The sequence below is a fragment of the Bartonella sp. CB10SXKL genome, assembly GCF_042195515.1.
In the GTDB taxonomy this organism is placed as follows: Bacteria; Pseudomonadota; Alphaproteobacteria; order Rhizobiales; family Rhizobiaceae; genus Bartonella.
Map to the genome: position 1 here is coordinate 1 of NZ_JBHION010000063.1, position 1,760 is coordinate 1,760.

General features: G+C 35.2%; 1 protein-coding gene and 1 pseudogene. Both read left to right on the top strand.

The window, feature by feature from the left end:
* A pseudogene (locus tag ACFIK3_RS09370) lies at positions 1–188 on the top strand (hypothetical protein); the annotation flags it as partial.
* A complete protein-coding gene (locus ACFIK3_RS09375; RefSeq protein WP_375676614.1) occupies positions 178–1,311 on the top strand; it encodes a hypothetical protein in 1,134 nt (377 codons plus the stop codon). The pseudogene ACFIK3_RS09370 and the gene ACFIK3_RS09375, both read left to right, overlap by 11 nt.
* The last annotated feature ends 449 nt before the right edge of the window (positions 1,312–1,760 follow it).

A 1,760-nucleotide genomic window follows, 5' to 3' on the forward strand; every position in this document is an offset into this window, starting at 1 on the left:
TTGGTTATCCAGTAGAAGAGTTTGAAGCAGCTTTGAATTCCTTGATTGAAGGTGGATTCATCATACGTTTAGACAATGGTGGGTTGTGGAATTCAGAAGTTGAAAAAGAACTCAATAACGTCACTGAAGAGCTAGATAATTTCACTTGCAATAATAATAAAGAAAGGGAGGTGAAGTATGTCAACTAAGTTGCCATGGACGAGGCTTTTTGCAGACAAGTGGGCAATAGTTGTTGATTATTTGCCTGCTGTAGAGGGCAATATCTATATGCGATTACGGTTACGTATGTTGCATACTGGTGAACCTCTTTTTTATAATATTAAAGTTTTATCTAATTACACTGGTTATTCAGTGAAGAAGTTTGAAGCGGCACTGAATGTTTTGCTTGAAGAAGGATATTTCATTCGTTTAGCAGATGGTCGCTTGTGGAATTTAGATGTTGAGGAAGAACTCAATAACTCTAATGAGAATTTAAATAGACTCTCAGAAAAAGCTATAAAAGCTGCGAATACTAAGAGAAATAAGCAGAAAGATAATTCATCAAGAGAACATGATGATGTCATGATGACATCATCACGAGGTCATGATGACATCATGATGAGTTCATCACGACAACACATTAACATTAACAATAACAATAACAAAAAAAATAAAAATATTATTTTATCAAAAAGAGAAATTGATTTTGAAAATTTAGAAACAAACGATTTGGTTGACGAGCCAATCGAGTGTGATGATGTTCAATCAGAGCAAATCAAAACGATAGAAACCAAACAACCAATCATTCGCGAGCAAAATATCAATCTTTCAAACGAAGTTAACAACCGATGGCAAATTAACGAAGCGATGATTGCGAAATTGCCTTCACGAAAAGTTAAAAAGGTTGGAAAAAAACTTTCAGAAATCTTTGACACGATGATGCCTGCTTATTTTCCAGAGAAAGCAAACTTTTTTGAAGAAACTAAGAAAACAAGCGAAAAACAAGACGTTGAAAGAATACTAGAAGATTTCAAACCCGATTTTCAATACGCAACTGAACAAGGATTAACGCATGGTGAAGCCTTATCAGAATTTGAAAAATTTGTACGCTTTTCAAAAACCAATCCATGTCGAAATGCAAATGAACGCGATTGGCAAAGCGCTTGGGATAATTGGATTACGCATCCAGAATATGGATTGGTAATTAAGAAACACAAAAAATTAGAAACGGAAAAACTATATGCAACCGCATGCTATAAATCATCATCAAACAATTTCGCAAATAAGCTTTCAGAAAGATTTAGCATACCCCCAACAGCGATCTACGCTTAAAGACACTTATGGATCAGAAATAGAGCTTTTTTCGGAAGCATCAGTCATGAAATTGTATTTAAAAGGATCCGAAAAAACAGCAAAGTAGTGAAATTTGCTGATGATTTTGAGAATAGAGATGCGTTTAAATTGACAGAAAGGCACCGTACAGAGCGATTTAAAGATTTTGTGATAAAAACCACATTGAAATTAAAAACGCTTCTGTACGGTCCATTTTGAGGCAAATAAACCCATTGGTAAAGTTATGGATTTAGATAGGGGATATTAAACCAGATGTTTTTAAAAAAACGTAAACAGAAAGGGCAAAAAAAGTGGGTTGCAACGGCGGTGGGGCATGCACCATGGGGATTAGGGGTAGCAGAGTATTTTTATAACCTTTACGAATATGATGATGGCACAAGAGAATACGAAGAATTTGACGGTGGTCAGTATCATGAGATGCCTGAGAA

Bases quoted from the DNA above. Each gene is read 5' to 3' on its own strand.
- ACFIK3_RS09375 (WP_375676614.1), top strand. From the start codon at position 178: ATGTCAACTAAGTTGCCATGGACGAGGCTTTTTGCAGACAAGTGGGCA.